The following is an 18,648-nucleotide window of genomic DNA, read 5'->3' as shown; positions in this document are numbered from 1 at the left end:
ACCTACAAGGACTTATCAACTATGAAATCCATCTCCATCGCTGTTCAAATCATCACTGCTGCCGCTCCTATCGTTGCTGCTGTCGTGGCTGTTGCGGCTCCCGTCCATCCCGTTGTTGCTGCTACTCCCTACGAAACCTGCATCGCCAATGCCAAGACCTGGGCTGAACAGTCCAAGTGTGCATTGGACAACAATGCGGTTGACCAGCCTATTGTCAACCCCGTTGACCCTGGCGCTGATACGACCATCGACCACAGCTACCTCAAGGCCACTGACTACGAAACATGCATTGCCAAAGCTAAGAACTGGGCTGAACAGTCCAAGTGTGCATTGGACAACTAACGCCTAATCCCTCTCCTTGAGTCTGCCCCTGCCCCTATGGGGTGGGGGCTTTTTGGCGATCGCACTGCCTACTTAATTGCCATGATTCTTGTTGCCATCATTGCTTATATTGCTGGCTTTATCTCCTTCTACATCTACCACCGTAAGGTAGTAGATGTCCTGACCACCTGCCCGGCCTATGGGGTCGGCACTCGCCAGAGGCTTGAATTACTCTGGGCCAGGTTGCGTCACGGTCGCTACTCCGTCATCTTTTTTGACCTTGACCACATCCACCAGCTCAACGACGAGTTGGGCTACGAAGCTGTAGACGATCGCATTCGTTCTGCCCTTGCCTGCTTTCGTTCTTCTCGTGGCTCAAACTCCTTGTTTCGCTGGTATTCCGGCGACGAGATTGTTGTGGTCTGCCCTACTACTGATGTAGAGGGTGCGGCTGTTCGTCTTTTGCAAGTTATCTTTGACCACGAACTTTCTGCAACTATCTCAGTTGCTCCTGCCCAGTTTGACCTGAAGGCTAGCGTTTCTATTGCTGCCGGTCGGGTCCAGGCCGCTAAGGCCGCTGGTATCCGTGGGCAAATTGTCTAATCCCTAAACCAATGACCCTCCTACCCCTCCGGGGCTAGGGGGGTTCTTTTGGCGATCGCTCATTTCAAGCAATCGCCATAACCTACTATGACCTACGGCTCTCTTGCTGCTCTGACCGCAGAGCAAAACACTATGTCTGAACTCAAGGCTCTTAGAGCTAAGCCAATCTACTTTGACCTGGCCATCTTACAAAATGTCGCTGCCGACTGCATTCCTTCTGCCCGCATTGAAGCGGCTGAATTTCACCTCAATCAAATCTTTGGTGAGCTAGAAATTCCGCCAACAGAATATTTGGATCTAGTCTTTGGGCTAGATGCAGTGATCCTCTATCTAGGCCATGTAATCGGCCTTGACATTACTCTTAACGACCGAGCTTTAGCCGCCAAGGCCAGGAAGCAAGCTCAGCTTGCGACTGCCTATAAACGGCTTGGCCTGGACCTCTGGGGCGTTATTCATATCACCCCTGAAAAAGACATCAGATCTCAACTGTCCGCCATCATTCGCAACGCCGCTTAATCCATTTACCCTCTGGCCCCTCCGGGGTCCAGGGGGTTTTTTAGCGATCGCTCATCTCATTTCTATCACCTATGAAACCTGACTTTACCCATGACTTTGACATACAAGGCTCAATCTCCCAGGTGATCGATCAACTGCTTCAGCGTGGCTATCGAGACATCTGGCTTGAGCCTGACAAAGACGATCTTATCAACATCTTGACTGGTCCCCGCCGTCGTTATCTTGGCACTTATTACGCAGGAGAATTTAGCACCATCTGGTTCTAAACTTTGACTAACTACCCTCTCCCCTCTCCGAGGGGATGAGGGTTCTATCTGCGATCGCAATTCATCTCTAATGCCCATGATTATTACTACCATTGGCTCAACTCCACTGGCCCATTACATTGGGCGCGGCGGCAAGGGCAAGGCCCAATCAGCCCTGGCCAATCCATTCCCGGTTGGCAGAACTGTTGCCGACCGCAAACAATGCGTGAAGCTGTTCAGGGCCTACATAAAACTTGTTTTGAAGGACCGGATGCAGCCCCAAGCTGCCGCCGAATACCTGAAGGCTGAACTCAACGCTTCTACCGTTGCAAACTTTCACTTTCCGACTCGTCAAGCTGTGCTTGATGAGCTTCGATCGCTGGACACAGACAGCCAATTAGGCTGTTTTTGCTACAAGGAAAATTTCTGCGTCCACGGTATTCTTGACGAAGCTGACTATCCGTTCAATTGCCATGGTGAGGTTGTTGCCAGTTCGTGGTATTACGCTACTGCAAACAACCTGCTCAACTATCCATAGGCTATTTCTAAAATCCAAAATTGACCCCCTTGCCTCTCCGAGGCTTGGGGGTTATTCTGTGGATCAAGATGCCAATCTCTTCACGGCATCTATTCACCATTAGTGCCCACTCTCTACACGGGCAAAGGAAACTTCAAATGACTTACGCTACCCTGATCAACTCTACCGACAACACCCTTCAAATCGCTTCGACTCTCTACGCTGCATATCGCTGGGCCTCTCCGAAGGCGATCGCCGCCGCCCAGTTGATTGCATGGCTGGCCCGGTTCTCCTTCGCCGTGGTTTACGCCATCGTGGCGACCGTCTTTATCCTGGTCAAGCTCTGGATTGACTTGCAGGTTGTCTCTGCACTGCCTGCCGTCGCCAAGCCCCCGGCCCAGCTCATGCCTGCTGCTAGTCCTATTGCTCTGCTCATGCCTGCTACCGAGGCCCCTGCTGAGGCTTCTGTTACCACCATCGAGGTTGCTTCAACCGCCGTGGTAGAGGCCGAACCTGACCGGGCCGAGGCCGAGGCTGAGCCTGTTCCTATGGTCACTGCTCAAATGTCCCGCAACCAACTGCGGGCGATCGCAAAGCGCATCGAGCTACCCCGCTATAGCCGCATGTCCAAGGCCGAGCTATACGAAGCTCTATCCAATCTCGCAACTCCCTCAAATTGACATAGACCACTACTCACCCAATCCCTAGCGAAAAGCCGGGGATTGGATACTCTTTTTCCCGGTTTAAGACTGACCTATTATCTGTGAACGCTTATGACAACTATCCTTTGGCACGGCAAACAATTGGCTATCAAACCACTGTGGTATGCAAATCCTCGAAATATTTGCATCCATCTTCTGTTAGGCTTTGAGCCTTATGCCGTCGCCACGGTCAATACCAAGCAGCTACTTCCAAGTGGCTGCGTTCTAATCAAGAACTGGTCCGAAAACCAGGCCCTCGACCGGGCTTTGCTCGAAGACGGTCTTATCAAACCTCTTGATCCTCCCATCTGGATACCCTGCGGCTTTTGTGATGCCCAGGTGTATCAATGGCTAGGTGAAATGCCTATCTGATAAGATGGGCCATATCACCAATTCAATGCTAAACGCCCCTTCCCTACTCCGTAGGGAGGGGGTTTTTTGTGCCTGTTCTTCTACCTATTTATTGCCATGATTGCATCTCACTATGCTGACGTAATGACTGCTGCTGAGGCCGCTGAAGCTACTGCGATCGCCGCCGATGCAATGGAGGCTACTGCTACTGCTGCCGACGCTGTTTCTACTACCGTCGATGCTGTTTCTACGACTGCCGATATTGCTGAAGGCACTTCGCTTACGGCTGAGGCTGGTTCGCTCTTAGCTGAGACTGGAGCAACCATCATGGAAGTTGTCACCAATCCGATCACCCTGGGTGTCTGCTTGGTCGGAGCCTTTGGCCTCGGTGCCTACATAGCCTGGGATAACTACACAAAGCGCAAGCAGTATATCCCCGCCGAGCTACCCCCAGCTTTTGCCGATGAATCTGATTTCGAGCTAGGCCCTGTCAACTGGGACCAGCTTGAGCGTGAACTAGCTGCTGCTCGTTAATACTCCTCCCTGCCCCTCCGGGGGCAGGAGATTTTCTGATAACCATGTTTACCTTTATTACTCATGCTAGAAATCTCTATCGAAAAACTCTCTGATGGCTCTTACAAGTGGCATTCAGAACGTGGCGAGCTTCTGTGTGCCTATGGTGCAGAAGCCACCTGGGGCGAGGCATGGCATCATGCTTGCACTCACATCTACCTTGACTGCGAACAGACCAGAAATCCTTACACTCAAGGAACCTCTGAGTGTATTGGTTGGCGGTTAGGCTATCAACATTTTTTGACTGGCCCAGCCATTTCTATAAGTGAGCACGTTTTCAAGCAGCCATTCATTGAGGGCTACCTATCGGCCCACGCTGATACCTACTGTGAATGCTGGAACTTTGACGATCGCCCAGGCGAGAAATACCCTTTTCACTCCGTCAAGTTTGCCGACTTGGCTACACATTAACTCTATGGGATAATTGGTTATAGCGGCGAAATTCAACCCATCCAACTTACCCCAAAAGGAAAGATTCACTGATGTCTAGCCCCGTTTTACCCGGAACTTACATTACTTTTCGCCAGCGTAGCGAATGGCGAAATCATTGGATTCGATTGAATACCGATGATGTAGACTTTGCCCAGAAATGGGCTGAGCAAAATTGGCCTAATGATTATTCAATGGTCTATTCTCAGGCACAATTTAGCTCTCAATACTTTCCCGCTGGCGAGAAAGAATACATCGAACAACCAAAACTTGTAGGCTAACTATGACCAAAGAAGAGTTTAAGAGCCGCTGGGAATCTGATTCAACAGGTGGTGGCATCACCTTTGACGAAGTTGCTCAATGCGCAAAAGACTGGGGCATCTTTGGTGCTCCCAAAACAAGGCCTATGGACTTAGTTCTTTACCGAGTTCTTTGTGATGCTCAAACTTCTGACTGCGAAGACTACAATCCTATTGAAGAAGAAGAAGACTAACTTTCGATCGCACAGTTTTACCCTCTTTTCTCCCTCCGGTCGAGAGGGTTGTTATCCATGCGAAGTATTGACGACTCAAATGTATTTGCCTGCATCGGGTTTGATGTGCCACCCCGTTATTCTCTCTTTTGGCATTTCAAATCCGGTGGTGTTGACTGTCGTATAGTCAGCTCCGAAAACTTTGATCGTCTCCTTCAAAAATGGAAGACAGACCCTCTCTACGGAATTGCTTGCAATCTTTATTGATATGGAATATTCCATGATCGCTGAAATACTTTACACATTCCCAACTCCAAAGATTCTTGAAATCATTCATCATCTTGAAACCCAATCTGATCATCTTAAAGAAGACATTTCCAACTACGCCCCAGGCAGACTGCGCTATTGGCTTCATCAAGAACCTGACCTAAGAAGTGGACGCAACGGTTCACCTGTCCAATACCGGCCAGCTATCCATGATGAACGACTCTGGCCTTTCATTAAGCAGCTAGTTCCTAGTGCTTCATGCGCTCTTGTCGCTAAAGGCACAGGAATTAACTGGCATCGTGACGCTAGTTACGCCCACAAAACAGCTCATATCCTCAACTTAGGCTCTGCTACATTCCAGATTGCTGTCAAACGAAACTCAGATTCACCGCCAGCTCTTTATGATCAACTCATACTGACTGGTGGCGAACTTATTCAGTTTGATTGCAAACATCTTCACCGATCAATAGCTGTTGCTAACGATCGCTGGATGATAGGAATTTGGCAACCTAAGTAACCATCTCTCCACCGCAAACCTTGCCCCTCTGCCCCTCCGGGGACAGGGGGGTTTTTTGGCGATCGAACCTTCTGAGGCATTCCTATGGATACTTTCGTTGGAAACGTTGTAGTTGAACCTACTCAAACCTCTCGTGTCGTCCGTGGTTCTATCATTCCGCTGCTGGTCCTGCGAGTCGCTTGCGATCGCATCAACCAGGCAGGCGAGGCCAAAACCGAGTATTTCAATTTCAGCTATTGGAACTATCCGGTAGGTCTAGTTCCCTACCTGACCGTAGGCCGACAAGTGATCATCACCGCCCAGGCTAGCGCCGACAAGAATGGCATCGTCCGGTTCTCTGTCCGTGACCTGCGGCTGGGCTATGACCCGGCTGAGCGCAACCGTCGCATCATGCCTGAGTACATCCCGTCCCTGCTGCGCCACCTCGGCTACACCCTCCCCGAGGGGTACGACCAAGAGGTAGTGCAAGCCGTTGAAGAATGGTGGGCCACCACCCTTGAACAACACTACGAGCAATCTGCCCAGCAGGTTGCTTAGCGATCGCATCGACAGACCCTCTGGCCCCTCCGGGGACCAGGGGGTTTTTTAGTACCTGGACCTAAGTAAGTCCAGCAAAAAAACTGCTGAGTCCACTTTCTCTGAAGGAGTATGACCCATGCCTGCTTCTTGCCAAATTGCCGACTATCTATTAACTGCCGAAGAAGATTACCAGGCCTATACCGAACCCACCGCAGATCTACCCTACGTGGTTTACCACGAAACGGCAGCTGGCTCTGGTAGCTGGACATCTTCATATTTTGAAGATGCCTTTTTCTGCGCCGTCTTTGCTCAAAACTTAGAAAACCGAGGCTTCAACTACTCTCACGACTTTGATCTTGAGATTGTTGAAACCCCGGCTGAAGGTGCATCTACCTAGGCCAGATTTTACTCCTGCCAACCTCAATTGTATCCCTCTGGCCCCTCCGGGGACCAGGGGGTTTTTAACCAACTGTCAACTTACTCATTTACCTAGAGGCTAATCACTATGGCTATTGGAACTATCACTTCTAACGTGTCCGGTGCTCAACTCGTTGGCGATGCTCTTTTGCTTCAAACCGCTGAGAATGGCCGTGTCAAAATCAGCTTTACCGTACTGGTCTTTGACCCCTTCGAGCGCTCTAAAGAGCCTAAGCCCTTCCTGATGGAATGCCACCACTGGACCAGCCGAAACCTGGTGCCTTATCTCACCGACGGCAAACACGTTACCTTGGTCGGCAGCATTGGCCGTTACCAGGGGCCTACTCGTGCTTCTGTGCAGCTCGGCTGCCTTGGCGAGTTTGACGATCTCGAACTGGCCCGTTCGTTCCGGGACGATGCTCGCACCAATCATCGTGAGGCTGGGATTGTCTCCGTCCGCGAGGACAACAAGACCACCTATCAGGTCTGGTCTGAAGTGGTTGACCGTATCTGGATTCAAGCCGACAAGCTCATCCTTGGCGCAGACAGCTACAGTGCCATCATTGCTGAAAAGCAGGCCGAGATCGACCAGCTGACCAAACTAGCTGGCGACCTTCAGGCCCAGATGAATGAGTACACCCCGGCGACCGTTGGCCTCACTACCGAGCAGGCCGAGGCCCTGGCCAAGGCTGCCAAGGGTAGAAAGGCCGACATGGAGGCAGCGATCGCTGACTTGCTGGCCACCTATGCCCCTGCTACCTCCGAGGCTCCTGAGTCCTATGAGGCCATTGATGTTCCCGCCGAGGCTGTAGCGGCCTAAGCCCTCCTCCTCTCCTCTCCCTCTCGCCCCTGGCATCTGCCGGGGGCTTTTTCTTATTGTCCTTCACCAACCTACTTGACCTATGGCTCTCCTTAATTCTGACCACTACTGGGAATCCGTCGATGAAGCCTACGATCGCAAAGTCGATCAAGAGCTTGAAGAGAAAGCTTTTGATGCTGCGGCTCTCCGGCGCATGGTCGATCGCTGGGGCATGGGCGCAACCCTCATGCTTTTGGCTGAGGCTGCCCCGGCCCAGCTCAAGGCCGATGTGCTCCAACTCGCTAAGACTGCCTGCCAATTCCAGATGATTCAGGCAGCTGAGCAATGGGACCAGGCCAAAATTCCGACGGAGTTATAAACCTGTCCCTGGGGGTAGAATAGTTACAACTATACATTTTCAGACCATGAAACGTTCTGTCCCCACTGCATTCTTGGCCCTTTCTCTGGGGGCTTGTGCGTCGGCCCCTGCGCCTGCGCCTGCCCCCGAACTGGTCCTTGACCGGACCTATGACGGCGGCCATGTGACTTGCTACAAGGCCGACTACACGCCTCATACGGTACGAGACGGCACCAAAGGCTACCCCATTATTAATGGGGTGGGTTTTGTGTCCGAACAAGACTATGTTCCAATTCCTGACCCAGGCGAGTTTTACCTACTTGCCAACTGCACTTTGACCAATAGTGCTGGCCAAGATCAGGTTCTAATGATTACCCAGCCAACTACCGACAAATCCACTGTTTTTCTGGTTTATCAATGATTAAACTATTCCAAAAACTTCCCCGAATTGACAACCTTTACACTCCATGGCCCAGGCCTGAACACATGGACTGGGTGACAAAATACGGCATCTATACAAAGCCCATTGATCACGGTCCCGTGGTCTGGCAAGACATGAAATATCTTGGCATTCAACTACTTGAGTTCAAGATTATTTTTGGTCTTTTTGCTATTGCAATATTCTCAGATTATAGAATTGGTCTATCAGCACAGAGCTGGACAACCTTTGTCAGGCTTGGCAAAGTTGCTTTTGCATTTCGTTCCGTTGGCCAACGGTCCTGCGAAAACTGCAAAAACTATGTTGTTGAGACTACCTACGATTACGAAACTGGCCCAGATGCAGACATTTTCTGCAAAGCAGCCTGGCCAAACATGCAGGCTGAACATCCTCAGTCAGACATGAACAACGAAGGCGAATTTTATGATGCTTGGCGATGCCCAAGCTACCAGTTTTTCGACTGGAAAGCCTACTTCAAGGCCCAGGCCGAGCAAGAGGCATTGGCCTATGCCATCGAGGTTGAAGCCGAAAAAGCCTATCAAGAATACCTTCAGTCTGAAGAGTATCAAAAAGCTGCTGAGGCTCAGCAAGCTAAAGACTTCAAGCAAAGAGGATGGATGGATGAAAGCGGCGAATTAACCGACGCTTTCTATTATCTATCTGATCTTGCTGCTGATGCTGCACGAGAACGACGTTACCGATAGCAATCATGAAGATTCAATTTTTGGTCAGGCATCTGACCGATGAAGGGCGACTTATCGAAGTCCCTGAAGACAATCCCTATTACACCAGAGTTAGGCCCTTTCCATCTGGGTTTGACTCTGAAGAAGAAGCCCAGGCCGAGATAGAAAAGTTCTTTGCTACTAAGGACAAATATTCTTGGCATGGCCTTCAACTTGTAATTCTCAAAACCTATTCTCAAGACTACTCTACCTAACACACTATGCCTCTCCTAACTTCTGACGATTGGAATACTTTCTGGCAACGTCTTATCCAGAAAACAAGGGAAGAAAACGAAAAGCGTTGGGATGAACAAGGCTATTGCCCAGCCAAACTCCCACCTGTCCTGACCGGAACAATCAAAGGCTTCAAAATCAAGAGTTCAGATCTTCACTACAACTTTTCTGTTGACCGTTTCCCCAAACAAACAGTTGTTTGTGAATGGGAGATATTTTGGTCTGAAACCGATTGGGTTATCCGCATTACTAAAGGCGGATCAACTGGCTCAGAAGGCTGGTATCTTCACACTCTTATAGAGGGTGGTGTCTATGAAAAGACATCCGATGCTTGTGCCTGCGCTGGCACACCTGGCCGCTGGGATGCCCTGTATCTCAACAGAGGTCAACTACAAAACATTTGCAAACAAGCCCAATCTCTAGAAGTATTTCCTATCTCCTAACCCATCATGTCTTTAACCTATCACCAAAAAAATAACACTGACCTATGGCAGGCATTAACCAGAGTTATTGACCAGAGCAAAGTTGAAAGCTTTGTCTCTCAGGTCAATCGAATGGCTTTCTATCAACGCCGACTTGGTATTAATGCCAGGTCAAATGATTTTGATTTTAAGACCTTGGGTAAATCAGTGATTTACTCCTTCTATTACACGTTTTACCCCGAGGCCTGTACTCGTGATTCTATTGCTGGCCGTTTCCTTCAAAGAGAAGGAATTTTGGCCCGCATTCTGAAGCTATGCAAAGACGATCCCTACCTGCTGGCGATCGCATTTGCAATGGCCGAAGCAACCGCCCGTCGTGGGAAAATCACCACAGCTGGTTATTTGACCGGCATCAAGTCTCTGACCGGCAGCTTTCAGCACAAGGCTCTTTATGATGACCTGGCCCTGATAGCTCAATCCTTTGGTGCTATTCATCAGCCTGGTAAATCCGTCAATCTCAATGTGACATTCAATAAGTCACATCTCGTGGGCGGTGCTGACGCACAAGCCCTTATCGACGGCGAGTTGCTGAGCACGATCACCACACTTCGCCGTCATCCACTAGCCGCTGAGAAGGTCAATCAGCAGTTAGCCTACTTTCTGCTGGACTATCTCTATCCAGAAGAGGCCCTAACAAACTCTCCTGTCCAAGGCCGAACTGTTTCAAACATTTCACATTTGTCCTTCCATTTATCTAGAACCCAGCAGATTATCAGGACCAATCCCTATGATTACCTAAAACCCCTTGATGACCCATCCTGGGAAGACTGGGCAAATTGTTTTGGCACTCAATACAATCTGCCCCCTGACCCGGACGACGACTTGTTTAATGATCCTGACTTTCGAAGTGCCTTTTTCCATGATGCCCCTTGGCAGGACGGAGGCTGGCCTTAGCAATTATCATTGTGGGCATGGACCCAATTACCTGCCCACAAGAAAATTGCAACAGCGTTGCGGTTTACCAACTCATGGTGAACCAACGCAGTCTCGAAGAGGACATTATTGGAAAGCGTCACCCGCAGACCAAGTTTGTCCGACTCAATGCCGACAGTTATTACGGCTCTGCCCCAAGGCCCAGGGTGCCCGGTCTATCCCTGGGCTATTGCCCGTCCTGCAACTACACTTGGTCTTTGACAAATGACCCTTGACGATTACAAAAAACGTCAGCTCGAAGCTGAACCAACCTGGCGTTGGATGTCTTTTACCGACAAGAGCGCTAGTTATTGGAACCGTCGGATTTACCTTGATCACAAAAATTATGGCAATTCAAAGTTCAAACTTGAATTGTCCCTATATCCTGGCCTTTGTGTGGCCCGTTTTGGCATTGGCTGCGGAGAAGATGACCTATCTTTTCACCTAGGTCTTGGATTCTTCTACCTTGCGATCGCATTCAATCGGCTGCCAATTCCCCAAAGCTGGACCCACTACCTAACGACCAGCGAATTTGCTCGTGACCCGTCTCAGCCATTCTGGATGCCACGGGGCAGGGAGTTTAGCCTTTCATTTCACGATTGGTCGTTTTATTGGTCCGTTTGGGCCAAAGAGCACGAGTGGAGTTCCACTGATCCGTGGTGGATGAAGGGACACTTTTGCCTCCCTGACTTCATCCTTGGCTATCCAACCTACGGTTCTGTTGAGCTGATTAATGAAGATGTGCAGATTCAGATGCCAGAGGGACCGTATGATGCCAACGTGAGCATTACACGGGACACCTGGCACAGGCCTAGAGCCTGGTGGACCCAGGTAGTTTACCGTGCAAACATCGAGCTGCCTGAGTCCCGGCCAGTGCCCAATGGTCGATTCTCCTTTGGTGAACCTGATGCAACCTACGGTTCCACCTTCATGTTGCAAGAAGATGGCAGACTGCCTGACCGGCCCGTTGAGGTTGCGGTCACTTATTTCAAAGAATCCATACTAGAATCTCGGAGTGGGTCTAGATCCTAGAATCCACGCATCGTTGCCTAAAACCTCGAACCCCTTGCCCCTCCGGGGCTTGGGGTTTTTTTTGCGATCAGTCTCTAGTTCTATAGTCTAAGACCCTAGAGCTAGAATCCTGTAAAATTACAACTGAACCCTACCCGAGCAAACCTATGAACAATACTGCTTTAACCCTGCAAATCCTCTCCTATAATGCTCCCGACCCGACTCGAAACATGGTGGAGATCGCCTGCCGAATTTTTACCTACGATGAGGATCAGAGCCTTGATGTTCTGGTCACCAGCTACACGGGTATGCCCCCGCTTAACCTGGCCCAGACCCAGCTGGGCCTGATCTTTGTTATTGGGGAACTCCAGGTTGTTCGTTCCGCAGAAGGACACGACCGTTTGGAGATGCAGGCCAGTGTGATTCAGCACATTCCACAGCTGCCCAACTGGGAGAATCACCCGATGGCCAACGCCATCACCCTGTCTCCTATTGCTTACTCGACTGCCGTAGGCAACGTCGGCAGCGTGAGCGATCGTGACCACGTACGGACTGCACCAAACGGAAAGCCTGTCTGTAACCGCAGCATGGCGGTTGCTGGGAATCGAGATCGCAATCATACCAGTTGGTTCAAGGCTGATTTTTGGGACAAGTTGGCCGACGTAGCCGATCGCTACCTGCCCAAGGGCACCAAGTTTGGTGTTACTGGGACTCTCAAGTTCAACGCCTACACGACCAAAAACCAACAGCTTCGCATTGAGCCGACCATTACCGTGCAGAACTTGGAACTTCTGGGATCGAAGCGTGACGATCAATCTTCAGATTCCGGTGCCAAGTATGTCCCGGCTCCTGTTGCCCCACCGGCCCCACCGGCCCCACCGGCCTCTGGTGGTGCCAGTCCTACTGCTGCTATTAGCCCTGACCCCAACTCTCAGCCTAACCTGAACGACATTCCCTTTTAGGGCCTAGTCTCCAGGTTGATTTCAAGTCCATCTATCTAAGTTGAAACTATGTTCCTACCCCTTATTGGCGCTGCTCTATCCGCTGGCTATGCCGCTGCTACCGCTTATCTGGAATCCAGTAACAGCCGGATTTACCACAATGTCACAAAGCCGACCAAGGAGGAATTAGGCAACCTCATCGGGGCTGCCCATACTTTCTACCGGGTCAGCCGGGATGATTTCAGTCATGCCCAGTCGGATAAGCGCCCTGCCGGTCGGTCTGTCGATTAGGCCGACCTTGATTGCCTCGCGGATCAATACGGCTCTTGCCCATTCCCGAACCTGGGGGGAGCCGTATTTTTCTTGAATCGCTTTGAACGGATCTTCTGGCATTGAAATTGACAGGACAGATTGACTACTTCGCTTAATCGAAACAGTCTGCCCTTTCACAGTGATTGTGTGTTTCCGTCTCATTGTTCCACCTAAAGACTCTAAAATTGTAACTCATGAATCCAAACCCATTCCCTCAAGCTATCTCTCTCAGCACAAGCTTAGACAATGCTTACAACCGCTATCTTGAAATTCAAGAGGCGCTAGAAACTGCCGAAGACCCCACTCTTTATGAAGATGAACTGGCAGGAATCCAAACCCATCTTGCCATTTTGGCCGATAGCGCTGAAGACTTTTTGATCCAGGCCAACGATACGGCTGAAGCACTCGATGCTCAGGCTGCTGTACTACTTGAGAAAGCTGAACGTATCAAGGCCCAGGCCGAGGCCCGAAAGGCTAAGGCCGCATGGATCAATGGGCTGATGCACTGGTTTGTCTCAACCCACTTTCCGAAAGGTGTTCAGACTGACGAAGGGAAATTTTTTCTGAAGTCATCTGAATCGGTCGAGGTTCTGCCCGAGACTCAAGACCGTATCGGAGTCTTTCAAAGAAGACTTCAAGACCTTCTTGAGAACTGCGTTTATTCAGCTGTCCCTGTAGATCCCGAAGCTTTTCTGGATGAGTTCAAAGACATTTCTGCCTATGGTATTTCTTGCATCAAGGTGTCTGTAAAACCCGACAAGGTATCCCTGAAAAAGATACTCAAAGATGGCGAATACAGAGGCTTTGCTATTAAGAAAAGCACTACCCTATCCCTGTCTAAGCCCCGAAAAACAAAGGCTAAATAGTTGTAACTATAGCCTACCTCTGCTAGAATTATAGAACTAGAGGGGATTTGTTCTAGTGATATAGAGCTAGACAACCCCTCTACCTAGAGCCAAGTCTGTAATCCGTAATCTGCAATCGAGAAGTTAATCATGGTTAAACTTTCTGCAAAGCCTCAGCCTTCCAAGACCGGCCTAACGATGGTCGGCTATGAGCAAAGTTTCAGAATCAACTGCAAGGATCGATTCTTTGCAGACGGTCCCACCGGGGCTATTTCCTTGACCCGTGAGCCTATTGAAATGGTCATGGTTGCCAATGAGCTGGTTCACGGGCCTATTCCTCCAATCTCCCTGGATAAGCTACGCGACCCGCAGGGGCCATTGAAGTATGCCTTCATCCAGAAGCAGATCGAGGCCAAGGCCAGTGAGCAACAGTTCATTCAAGTCCTGGTGGACACCGCTTACAAGAACCGTGGAATCATCTACGGGTTTGTTACCCCCTGGACCTATGAGGCTTTGACCGAAGAGGGCAAGGCGGCGATCAGCCCCAGCATGTTGACCACGACCAATTTTCACAACGTCTCTCTGACCCGTGCCAACGGTGGCTTTGCCAAGTTCTTGATTGACTTGCAAACGGCAGGCCTTGCTCCGTGGGAAGTGATTACCCGGATTGGTATCGACGCAAGCCACAAAGGCCCTGGCGGCGATGAACTAGCGGGTGTCTTCTTTGACTACCGACTGCCCGAAACCAAAGCTGAGAAAGACTTTCTCAAGCGGGTGGCAGACACGATCGAGGCCCATGGGGATGCAGACATTCCCCGGCCTCGCACCCTGGCAAGCTGCATTGCCTACGAGTCCGTGGAACAGTTCCTTGTTTCCCGAGAGGAAATGCCTCGGTTCATGGGCACCATGCTGGTCCACCAGCTCATTGCAGGCACCGAATGGGAAGAGGCTGTAGATATCCGTCAACTACAGTTCTCTGCGGCCAGCGAGTTTAGCGCTTTGCCTGCCTCTGACATTGAGGCCATGGCTCAGCAGCTTATTGGCCCTATCGACGTTGCCCCCATTGCTCCGGTCATCCCCGTAGACGATGACGGCACGATAGAGGTCCAGGCCACCGCCGCCTAACGATTTACCTGCCGCATATGAGGGTGCCCCAGTGGCACCCTTTCTTTGTTCTTACCCTTCACCCTTCATCTCTGAACCATGAAAATATTATTTTCGACTCCTCGAATTTCAATTATCAATGCTGATGAAGTCCATCCCTATCATTTTGCTCAGCGGCTTGGCCGAGACAGCATTGCTGTCCTTCCCTATCGCTACAACCGCAGCCGTGGCGGTGCGGTCGAAGTATTGGTTCGCAAGCAAGCAATGCCTCAGTTTCCTGGCTCTCCCCTTCAGCTTTCTCCTATTACTGGAAGCCTTGATAATCCCGATCTTAATAAGCAAGACATTGCCATTGTTGAGCTATGGGAAGAGGCTGGATATAAGGCTGATCGCTCAACGATGATCTCAATTGGTTCCTACATTGTCGGCACTCAAACTGATGAAGTCTGTTATTGCTTTGCGGTCAATTTGACAAACTCAGAGCAGTACACAGCTCCAGGTGACGGTACACATTACGAGTCTCTTGCCTCTAACGAGTGGGTGTCATTTGGTGATGCCAAACGCAATGCTCGTTACTCTGGCCTGATTTGCTGCCTTTCATTTCTTGAGCTTCGGCTTGGTTAATTTCTGCTGTTTATCTGCATTCCACTATGAGCAAGAAACCTGAATTTTTCATCCTGGCCATTAAAGCCGCTGAGGCCAACAAGCTCACGATCAAGTACCTGGGCCAAGATGGGCCAGTGACTCGACACGCCATTGAGCCGACAGCTCAGATGGTGGGAGCCTTTGCCCGAGTCAAAGAGGCGATCGTCACGATGGCCGGATTTGACCTGGGCTTTTGGGACTTGAAGGATTTCCGCATTTCTTCAATCGTTCCCAACCTGTCCAAGTACGGCAAGGAACTGATCGCCAACGACCCGTCTGCTGAGGCTGAGCTTGCATCTATCGAGTGCAAGATCCACACCCCAGTCAAGAAGGGCTACCCGTCGGTGTCGAGCACCGTAGAGATTCCCTGGGAAGTGGCCGAGGCCAACGACCCCCTTGTTCGAGCACTCGAAGACTTGATCGATGAAGCGATCAACAGTCTCAAGAAACCTGTTGAGCAAGAGGCAACACAGCTCAAGCTCAAAGTACTAGGGGCTGGTTCTGTGCGGCACCTAAAGGTAGTCGGCCCAGGTGAAATCAATGATGCCATTGATGTTCCCTCGGCTACCGAGGTCAACGTAGACGACTACGACTACGACCCAACTGACCTGCTCGACAACCGAGGCAACCCGCTCAATTCAACTGCACTGCCAATGCGTCAGCGCAAGTTGATACGAGAAGGCAAGGCCAAACCGAAGGTTCCCGTAGAAGCATGACCCTAACTATCAGTGAGGTGCTGGAGGCTCCCCCCCTGCGGCACCTTCCTGGCACCAGGGGGGAAATAGACCCAACCTGCCGTGAGGCCTTTGCCGTCCATTGTCAGGCCTACAACCTATTGCTTGAGTGCAATAGGTTTTTCTATGACCAGGCCGATAGCGATCGCTACTACGGCTTCAACGACAAAAACGACCTGACCTATTTTGCCGACATTGGCCCCTACGTCATGGGGCCAAAGGATCGGTTTCTATCTGCGGTCAAGGAACTGGCTCTATCTGCCGATGATCTGATCGCCATCATTGACGGTTGCAAAACCAAAGAAGATGAACCGATTACCACCCAGGTCATCGGTCAATTTGTAAATGAAATCTTGACCATGTTTGAAGGAGTCAAAGCAGCATGATTACCAAAGAAACTATCTTGCGGGAAGGTTATCAAGCCTTGCCGTTTTATGATTCTGTTCTGCAAATTTATTTGTCCGATCGCTGGGGGGACTTTTCCACCATCAAGGACATTTCAGATGCAGAGTGGGCCTGGAAATACGTCAAGAATTCCAACATTGCAAAGGAAGCTGGATTTACATCTGGCCCTTACCGAATCAAGGTGCAGCAGGCCGCAGACATTTTCTTTATTTATTCCGATGACATGGCTCTGTCCGGCATTAATGCAGAGCTGCAAGAGTTGTTTGCAAAGATCTCTGCTGGAGAACCGATAAACCTGGCCGACCTACTTTTGTTGGCCCCTCATCTTGCCAATTCTCGAATCCCTGCCCACCAGTTTTCGCCCGGTTTTGCTGTCTACAACAAGACGGACCTTCATCAAATTCAAGGCCATCTGGCCAATGCCATTCAGCAGTTAGTCATGCTCGAAGGCTATGCCACCGGAAAGCTGATGGGCATTAATCCTGTGCAGAAAGCTAATGCCCGACTGGCAAACGTTAGAGAGGCATTAGGTTACAGTAAACCGTGAAGTATCTTCTTATCTACGCAGCAAAATTACACACTGGAAAAACAAGACCATCATTCTTGGTGGTCAGTGCTGCATCCTGCAATGACGCGATGGAAAAGCTAATTGAAAAAGAAGGAGAATTGCCCACAATTTACGAATGTCGTGTATCAAAAGGCATTGATTCTGCAACCTATTTTGAAAGGTTCTGCCGAGACATTTTACAGTCTCCATTATCAAACTTTAGTCCAATTCGTTTACCTATACAACGGAGGTACTGAACGTGGTTACTCAGCAATCTATAGATGAAATTGCGATGAGACTTCATCGCTTTAAGACTGGTGAGCGTCCACACATCCAGTCATCTTTTCACTGTGGCACATCTCATTGCCTAGCCGGTGATAAATGCGTGGATGATTTTTGTGAGCATAAGGGAATTACCCTTGAAGATTTTCATGCAGAATATCTGCCTTATTTTATGCCTGATACTTCAGACGACGAAGATACTTGTGTCGGAAGTATCGAAGATGTGCTTGATATAGACGATGAATTTTATGTATTTCTGAGAGATGGTTCCTCTGCACTTGGCAGTGAAATTGAATGGAACTATGCCAGGACTGTATGGGATCTGTCTTTTGATGAAAGCTGTTCTCTTTTTACCGGCTCTCTCAAATTAGATGAGATGATTCAAGCCCTCAAGGAAATTGCTGCGCATCACGGCCTGACTGTCCCTGACTACCTATAGTTCTCTAGTTGTAACTGGCTGCTATAATCTTGGAAGTAGACCGAGATTATAGAAATGGCAGTTGTTCAGGACGGATTGGACCAAGAAGACTTAAGGCTAGTGCCTGCCATCGGGCGGAGGTTGCCCAGGGTTACATCAATCCTGGGCTTTAACCCGAAAGGCAATAACGATGGCCTCATGAAATGGCGCAAGGAGTGGCGGGAAAAGAACCCCGACATCGTTGCCCGGTGCGAAGCTGAGGGAATCGACCCCGACAAGTTCCACGCATGGCGGGGCACCCAGGTTCACTCCTGCCTGGAAGCGGCCATGAAGGGCGAGGTTGCCGACATTGCCAGTCATGACTGGATTGCTCCGTTCTGGCGCAGGCTCGAAACGATCGTCCCCGACTTGCGATCGCCCATCTGGTCAGAGGGGCCGATCGACGGCGCAGGCTTTGACTGGCCTGCCGATGTGGATTTCTCATTTCACCGTGAGCTGGCCGACGGGACCAGTGAGAAACACTATCACATCTGGAATGAGGAGCACGGGTACGTAGGCACCCCGGACAACATCTGCACGTTCGGCACGATGTTCAAGCGGCTGACGCTGTTTGACCTGAAGACTTGCGAGGGTCTGTACTCTAGTCGTTCACCCAGCTCTGGAGGCAAGAACCCCAGCGGCTACTACAAATACGTCAAGACCATGAAGCAGCTGGCCCTGTATGACATGGGTTTTGCTGAGCGCACCCCCAGCCTGAACATTCAGCAGTGGGGCATTATCGTCCTCAGCGAGAGGCAGGAAAGCCCCCAAATCTTTCTGACTCACAACCCTATTCAGATGGATAAGTTCAGGGTCAGGGCAGTCGAGCAGGTTCATCTATTTCGACAGCACCACCCGCAGCTTTATCCTGCTGCTGCTTGATTTTCCTTTTTACAGCAACAGTATTTTCTACCTTGCCCCTCCGGGGCAGGGTAGTTATTTCCACCCAGAGTTTTCAATTTGTAAACCCT

At 50.3% G+C, this 18,648-nt stretch carries 31 protein-coding genes; 30 read left to right on the top strand and 1 reads right to left on the bottom strand.

Annotated elements, in window-relative coordinates; genetic code table 11:
• Positions 1-21 precede the first annotated feature (21 nt).
• The 22 genes from LEPTO7104_RS0131655 to ssb all read left to right on the top strand — a co-directional run bounded on the left by LEPTO7104_RS0131655 (position 22) and on the right by ssb (position 12,367).
• On the top strand, positions 22-342 hold the full coding sequence (locus LEPTO7104_RS0131655; RefSeq protein WP_017302584.1) for a hypothetical protein: 321 nt from the start codon (positions 22-24) through the stop codon (positions 340-342).
• Positions 343-423: 81 nt separating this feature from the next.
• Positions 424-924, top strand: a complete 501-nt coding sequence (locus LEPTO7104_RS0131650) for a diguanylate cyclase (RefSeq protein ID WP_196358215.1) — start codon at positions 424-426, stop codon at positions 922-924.
• 87 nt (positions 925-1,011) lie between these two features.
• Positions 1,012-1,440, top strand: a complete 429-nt coding sequence (locus LEPTO7104_RS0131645) for a hypothetical protein (RefSeq protein WP_017302582.1) — start codon at positions 1,012-1,014, stop codon at positions 1,438-1,440.
• Positions 1,441-1,511: 71 nt separating this feature from the next.
• The gene (locus tag LEPTO7104_RS0131640) at positions 1,512-1,706 is read left to right on the top strand and encodes a hypothetical protein (protein ID WP_017302581.1); all 195 of its coding nucleotides are present in this window, start codon (positions 1,512-1,514) and stop codon (positions 1,704-1,706) included.
• A gap of 76 nt (positions 1,707-1,782) precedes the next feature.
• On the top strand, positions 1,783-2,223 hold the full coding sequence (locus LEPTO7104_RS0131635; RefSeq protein ID WP_196358214.1) for a DUF4326 domain-containing protein: 441 nt from the start codon (positions 1,783-1,785) through the stop codon (positions 2,221-2,223).
• A 137-nt stretch (positions 2,224-2,360) separates the two neighbouring features.
• Positions 2,361-2,882 carry a hypothetical protein gene (locus tag LEPTO7104_RS0131630; RefSeq protein WP_017302579.1) on the top strand — a complete coding sequence of 174 codons (522 nt, stop codon included), beginning with the start codon at positions 2,361-2,363 and terminating at the stop codon, positions 2,880-2,882.
• A gap of 93 nt (positions 2,883-2,975) precedes the next feature.
• The gene (locus tag LEPTO7104_RS0131625; RefSeq protein ID WP_017302578.1) at positions 2,976-3,275 is read left to right on the top strand and encodes a hypothetical protein; all 300 of its coding nucleotides are present in this window, start codon (positions 2,976-2,978) and stop codon (positions 3,273-3,275) included.
• 96 nt (positions 3,276-3,371) lie between these two features.
• Positions 3,372-3,788 carry a hypothetical protein gene (locus LEPTO7104_RS0131620; protein ID WP_017302577.1) on the top strand — a complete coding sequence of 139 codons (417 nt, stop codon included), beginning with the start codon at positions 3,372-3,374 and terminating at the stop codon, positions 3,786-3,788.
• A gap of 521 nt (positions 3,789-4,309) precedes the next feature.
• Positions 4,310-4,537, top strand: coding sequence for a hypothetical protein (locus LEPTO7104_RS40955; protein WP_155524052.1), 228 nt, complete (start codon positions 4,310-4,312; stop codon positions 4,535-4,537).
• Between the two features lie 2 nt (positions 4,538-4,539).
• The gene (locus LEPTO7104_RS40950; protein WP_155524051.1) at positions 4,540-4,749 is read left to right on the top strand and encodes a hypothetical protein; all 210 of its coding nucleotides are present in this window, start codon (positions 4,540-4,542) and stop codon (positions 4,747-4,749) included.
• A gap of 181 nt (positions 4,750-4,930) precedes the next feature.
• On the top strand, positions 4,931-5,512 hold the full coding sequence (locus LEPTO7104_RS40945; RefSeq protein WP_155524050.1) for a hypothetical protein: 582 nt from the start codon (positions 4,931-4,933) through the stop codon (positions 5,510-5,512).
• A gap of 84 nt (positions 5,513-5,596) precedes the next feature.
• On the top strand, positions 5,597-6,049 hold the full coding sequence (locus LEPTO7104_RS0131605) for a hypothetical protein (RefSeq protein ID WP_017302574.1): 453 nt from the start codon (positions 5,597-5,599) through the stop codon (positions 6,047-6,049).
• A gap of 118 nt (positions 6,050-6,167) precedes the next feature.
• Complete coding sequence (locus LEPTO7104_RS0131600; RefSeq protein WP_017302573.1) at positions 6,168-6,428, top strand: hypothetical protein; 261 nt, start codon at positions 6,168-6,170, stop codon at positions 6,426-6,428.
• A gap of 108 nt (positions 6,429-6,536) precedes the next feature.
• Positions 6,537-7,268: a hypothetical protein gene (locus LEPTO7104_RS0131595; RefSeq protein ID WP_155524049.1), complete on the top strand. Its 732-nt coding sequence runs from the start codon at positions 6,537-6,539 to the stop codon at positions 7,266-7,268.
• Between the two features lie 82 nt (positions 7,269-7,350).
• Positions 7,351-7,626 carry a hypothetical protein gene (locus LEPTO7104_RS0131590; RefSeq protein WP_017302571.1) on the top strand — a complete coding sequence of 92 codons (276 nt, stop codon included), beginning with the start codon at positions 7,351-7,353 and terminating at the stop codon, positions 7,624-7,626.
• 46 nt (positions 7,627-7,672) lie between these two features.
• Complete coding sequence (locus LEPTO7104_RS0131585) at positions 7,673-8,026, top strand: hypothetical protein (RefSeq protein ID WP_155524048.1); 354 nt, start codon at positions 7,673-7,675, stop codon at positions 8,024-8,026.
• The gene (locus LEPTO7104_RS0131580) at positions 8,023-8,748 is read left to right on the top strand and encodes a hypothetical protein (protein ID WP_017302569.1); all 726 of its coding nucleotides are present in this window, start codon (positions 8,023-8,025) and stop codon (positions 8,746-8,748) included. Before LEPTO7104_RS0131585 ends, LEPTO7104_RS0131580 begins: the two co-directional genes overlap by 4 nt.
• Before the next feature lie 5 nt (positions 8,749-8,753).
• Entirely contained in the window at positions 8,754-8,981 is a 228-nt protein-coding gene (locus LEPTO7104_RS0131575) for a hypothetical protein (protein WP_017302568.1), read from the top strand.
• A 6-nt stretch (positions 8,982-8,987) separates the two neighbouring features.
• Positions 8,988-9,443 carry a hypothetical protein gene (locus tag LEPTO7104_RS40940; RefSeq protein WP_155524047.1) on the top strand — a complete coding sequence of 152 codons (456 nt, stop codon included), beginning with the start codon at positions 8,988-8,990 and terminating at the stop codon, positions 9,441-9,443.
• Positions 9,444-9,449: 6 nt separating this feature from the next.
• Entirely contained in the window at positions 9,450-10,376 is a 927-nt protein-coding gene (locus LEPTO7104_RS0131570; protein ID WP_017302567.1) for a hypothetical protein, read from the top strand.
• A 243-nt stretch (positions 10,377-10,619) separates the two neighbouring features.
• Positions 10,620-11,426 (top strand): hypothetical protein, encoded by an 807-nt coding sequence (locus LEPTO7104_RS0131565; RefSeq protein ID WP_017302566.1) that lies wholly within the window; start codon positions 10,620-10,622, stop codon positions 11,424-11,426.
• 146 nt (positions 11,427-11,572) lie between these two features.
• Positions 11,573-12,367 (top strand): single-stranded DNA-binding protein, encoded by a 795-nt coding sequence (gene ssb / locus LEPTO7104_RS37710; RefSeq protein WP_017302565.1) that lies wholly within the window; start codon positions 11,573-11,575, stop codon positions 12,365-12,367.
• 165 nt (positions 12,368-12,532) lie between these two features.
• Here the strand turns inward: ssb and LEPTO7104_RS0131555 are convergent, their stop codons facing one another.
• Positions 12,533-12,739 (bottom strand): hypothetical protein, encoded by a 207-nt coding sequence (locus tag LEPTO7104_RS0131555; protein WP_017302564.1) that lies wholly within the window; start codon positions 12,737-12,739, stop codon positions 12,533-12,535.
• Between the two features lie 113 nt (positions 12,740-12,852).
• Between LEPTO7104_RS0131555 and LEPTO7104_RS0131550 the strand changes: the two genes are divergently transcribed.
• From LEPTO7104_RS0131550 to LEPTO7104_RS0131515, 8 genes are all read left to right on the top strand, one after another.
• Positions 12,853-13,524, top strand: coding sequence for a hypothetical protein (locus LEPTO7104_RS0131550; protein ID WP_017302563.1), 672 nt, complete (start codon positions 12,853-12,855; stop codon positions 13,522-13,524).
• 255 nt (positions 13,525-13,779) lie between these two features.
• Positions 13,780-14,628: a hypothetical protein gene (locus LEPTO7104_RS0131545; protein ID WP_155524045.1), complete on the top strand. Its 849-nt coding sequence runs from the start codon at positions 13,780-13,782 to the stop codon at positions 14,626-14,628.
• 78 nt (positions 14,629-14,706) lie between these two features.
• Entirely contained in the window at positions 14,707-15,231 is a 525-nt protein-coding gene (locus tag LEPTO7104_RS40935) for an NUDIX hydrolase (protein WP_155524044.1), read from the top strand.
• A gap of 26 nt (positions 15,232-15,257) precedes the next feature.
• Positions 15,258-15,968 (top strand): hypothetical protein, encoded by a 711-nt coding sequence (locus LEPTO7104_RS0131535; RefSeq protein ID WP_017302560.1) that lies wholly within the window; start codon positions 15,258-15,260, stop codon positions 15,966-15,968.
• On the top strand, positions 15,965-16,372 hold the full coding sequence (locus LEPTO7104_RS0131530; RefSeq protein ID WP_017302559.1) for a hypothetical protein: 408 nt from the start codon (positions 15,965-15,967) through the stop codon (positions 16,370-16,372). The genes LEPTO7104_RS0131535 and LEPTO7104_RS0131530 overlap by 4 nt, the downstream gene beginning before the upstream one ends.
• Positions 16,369-16,938 carry a hypothetical protein gene (locus LEPTO7104_RS0131525; protein WP_017302558.1) on the top strand — a complete coding sequence of 190 codons (570 nt, stop codon included), beginning with the start codon at positions 16,369-16,371 and terminating at the stop codon, positions 16,936-16,938. Before LEPTO7104_RS0131530 ends, LEPTO7104_RS0131525 begins: the two co-directional genes overlap by 4 nt.
• 259 nt (positions 16,939-17,197) lie before the next feature.
• A complete protein-coding gene (locus tag LEPTO7104_RS40930; RefSeq protein ID WP_155524043.1) occupies positions 17,198-17,659 on the top strand; it encodes a hypothetical protein in 462 nt (153 codons plus the stop codon).
• Between the two features lie 177 nt (positions 17,660-17,836).
• Positions 17,837-18,559 (top strand): hypothetical protein, encoded by a 723-nt coding sequence (locus tag LEPTO7104_RS0131515; protein ID WP_155524042.1) that lies wholly within the window; start codon positions 17,837-17,839, stop codon positions 18,557-18,559.
• Positions 18,560-18,648: the final 89 nt, after the last annotated feature.

Origin of the sequence: Nodosilinea nodulosa PCC 7104 (genome assembly GCF_000309385.1) — a bacterium.
GTDB lineage: Bacteria > Cyanobacteriota > Cyanobacteriia > Phormidesmidales > Phormidesmidaceae > Nodosilinea > Nodosilinea nodulosa.
The sequence above is the reverse complement of the archived record's forward strand: the minus strand, read 5'-3'. Positions and strand labels throughout refer to the sequence as shown.

What these genes read in the sequence shown, in the direction of transcription:
- LEPTO7104_RS0131565 (WP_017302566.1), top strand. Translation starts at nt 10,620, where the DNA reads ATGACCCTTGACGATTACAAAAAACGTCAGCTCGAAGCTGAACCAACC.
- LEPTO7104_RS0131585 (WP_155524048.1), top strand. Translation starts at nt 7,673, where the DNA reads ATGAAACGTTCTGTCCCCACTGCATTCTTGGCCCTTTCTCTGGGGGCT.
- LEPTO7104_RS0131530 (WP_017302559.1), top strand. Translation starts at nt 15,965, where the DNA reads ATGACCCTAACTATCAGTGAGGTGCTGGAGGCTCCCCCCCTGCGGCAC.
- LEPTO7104_RS0131625 (WP_017302578.1), top strand. Translation starts at nt 2,976, where the DNA reads ATGACAACTATCCTTTGGCACGGCAAACAATTGGCTATCAAACCACTG.
- LEPTO7104_RS0131570 (WP_017302567.1), top strand. Translation starts at nt 9,450, where the DNA reads ATGTCTTTAACCTATCACCAAAAAAATAACACTGACCTATGGCAGGCA.
- LEPTO7104_RS0131630 (WP_017302579.1), top strand. Translation starts at nt 2,361, where the DNA reads ATGACTTACGCTACCCTGATCAACTCTACCGACAACACCCTTCAAATC.
- LEPTO7104_RS0131550 (WP_017302563.1), top strand. Translation starts at nt 12,853, where the DNA reads ATGAATCCAAACCCATTCCCTCAAGCTATCTCTCTCAGCACAAGCTTA.
- LEPTO7104_RS0131600 (WP_017302573.1), top strand. Translation starts at nt 6,168, where the DNA reads ATGCCTGCTTCTTGCCAAATTGCCGACTATCTATTAACTGCCGAAGAA.
- LEPTO7104_RS40950 (WP_155524051.1), top strand. Translation starts at nt 4,540, where the DNA reads ATGACCAAAGAAGAGTTTAAGAGCCGCTGGGAATCTGATTCAACAGGT.
- LEPTO7104_RS40935 (WP_155524044.1), top strand. Translation starts at nt 14,707, where the DNA reads ATGAAAATATTATTTTCGACTCCTCGAATTTCAATTATCAATGCTGAT.
- LEPTO7104_RS0131595 (WP_155524049.1), top strand. Translation starts at nt 6,537, where the DNA reads ATGGCTATTGGAACTATCACTTCTAACGTGTCCGGTGCTCAACTCGTT.
- LEPTO7104_RS0131580 (WP_017302569.1), top strand. Translation starts at nt 8,023, where the DNA reads ATGATTAAACTATTCCAAAAACTTCCCCGAATTGACAACCTTTACACT.
- LEPTO7104_RS0131655 (WP_017302584.1), top strand. Translation starts at nt 22, where the DNA reads ATGAAATCCATCTCCATCGCTGTTCAAATCATCACTGCTGCCGCTCCT.
- LEPTO7104_RS0131515 (WP_155524042.1), top strand. Translation starts at nt 17,837, where the DNA reads ATGAAATGGCGCAAGGAGTGGCGGGAAAAGAACCCCGACATCGTTGCC.
- LEPTO7104_RS0131535 (WP_017302560.1), top strand. Translation starts at nt 15,258, where the DNA reads ATGAGCAAGAAACCTGAATTTTTCATCCTGGCCATTAAAGCCGCTGAG.
- LEPTO7104_RS40955 (WP_155524052.1), top strand. Translation starts at nt 4,310, where the DNA reads ATGTCTAGCCCCGTTTTACCCGGAACTTACATTACTTTTCGCCAGCGT.
- LEPTO7104_RS0131575 (WP_017302568.1), top strand. Translation starts at nt 8,754, where the DNA reads ATGAAGATTCAATTTTTGGTCAGGCATCTGACCGATGAAGGGCGACTT.
- LEPTO7104_RS0131620 (WP_017302577.1), top strand. Translation starts at nt 3,372, where the DNA reads ATGATTGCATCTCACTATGCTGACGTAATGACTGCTGCTGAGGCCGCT.
- LEPTO7104_RS0131555 (WP_017302564.1), bottom strand. Translation starts at nt 12,739, where the DNA reads ATGCCAGAAGATCCGTTCAAAGCGATTCAAGAAAAATACGGCTCCCCC.
- LEPTO7104_RS0131525 (WP_017302558.1), top strand. Translation starts at nt 16,369, where the DNA reads ATGATTACCAAAGAAACTATCTTGCGGGAAGGTTATCAAGCCTTGCCG.
- LEPTO7104_RS0131605 (WP_017302574.1), top strand. Translation starts at nt 5,597, where the DNA reads ATGGATACTTTCGTTGGAAACGTTGTAGTTGAACCTACTCAAACCTCT.
- LEPTO7104_RS40940 (WP_155524047.1), top strand. Translation starts at nt 8,988, where the DNA reads ATGCCTCTCCTAACTTCTGACGATTGGAATACTTTCTGGCAACGTCTT.
- LEPTO7104_RS0131640 (WP_017302581.1), top strand. Translation starts at nt 1,512, where the DNA reads ATGAAACCTGACTTTACCCATGACTTTGACATACAAGGCTCAATCTCC.
- ssb (WP_017302565.1), top strand. Translation starts at nt 11,573, where the DNA reads ATGAACAATACTGCTTTAACCCTGCAAATCCTCTCCTATAATGCTCCC.
- LEPTO7104_RS0131635 (WP_196358214.1), top strand. Translation starts at nt 1,783, where the DNA reads ATGATTATTACTACCATTGGCTCAACTCCACTGGCCCATTACATTGGG.
- LEPTO7104_RS0131650 (WP_196358215.1), top strand. Translation starts at nt 424, where the DNA reads ATGATTCTTGTTGCCATCATTGCTTATATTGCTGGCTTTATCTCCTTC.
- LEPTO7104_RS0131590 (WP_017302571.1), top strand. Translation starts at nt 7,351, where the DNA reads ATGGCTCTCCTTAATTCTGACCACTACTGGGAATCCGTCGATGAAGCC.
- LEPTO7104_RS0131645 (WP_017302582.1), top strand. Translation starts at nt 1,012, where the DNA reads ATGACCTACGGCTCTCTTGCTGCTCTGACCGCAGAGCAAAACACTATG.